This is a genomic window from Enterobacter cloacae complex sp.6700776, assembly GCF_048284255.1.
Taxonomy (GTDB): domain Bacteria; phylum Pseudomonadota; class Gammaproteobacteria; order Enterobacterales; family Enterobacteriaceae; genus Enterobacter; species Enterobacter intestinihominis.
In genome coordinates this window covers 1-597 of the sequence record NZ_JBLVYK010000057.1, presented here as the reverse complement: position 1 = coordinate 597, position 597 = coordinate 1, and the positions used below count along the sequence as shown (strand labels likewise).

Below are 597 nucleotides of genomic sequence, written 5' to 3'. Positions count from 1 at the left end.
AGCGGCCATTCATGCCATCCACTTCCCATCTCACACCTCCTTCGGGTTTGCCAGGTAGCCGGTGGTGTCACCCGTCGGACGGCTGTTGGCGTTAGGTTTAATCACAATACTCGGCTTCGTGAAGTGCGCAGACGGCAGCGGCGCGACCGCAGCAAGCTGGCCGTGTTTTTTGCGCAGCTCTTCAATCGGGCCAAAGTCCAGCGCGCGCAGCGGGCAGGACTCGACGCAGATGGGCTTTTTGCCGTCCGCCACGCGGTTGTGGCAGCCGTCGCACTTGGTCATGTGGCCTTTAGCCGCGTTATACTGCGGCGCACCATACGGGCAGGCCATGTGGCAGTAGCGACAGCCGATGCAGACATCCTCGTCCACCACCACAAAACCGTCGTCGCGCTTGTGCATTGCCCCGCTCGGGCAGACCTTGGTGCAGGCCGGATCTTCGCAGTGGTTGCAGGCAATCGACAGGTAATAGGCGAAGACGTTCTGATGCCAGACGCCGTTATCCTCCTGCCAGTCGCCGCCCGCGTATTCATAAATACGACGGAAGCTGACGTCCGGGGTCAGGTCTTTATAATCCTTGCAGGCCAGCTCGCAGGTTTT

1 protein-coding gene is annotated in these 597 nt (G+C 60.3%); it reads right to left on the bottom strand.

Annotated elements, in window-relative coordinates; translation table 11 throughout:
- Nucleotides 1-30: 30 nt before the first annotated feature.
- Nucleotides 31-597: DMSO/selenate family reductase complex B subunit (locus ACNQ0T_RS23180; protein WP_417930385.1), on the bottom strand; the 567-nt coding region annotated here is incomplete at its 5' end.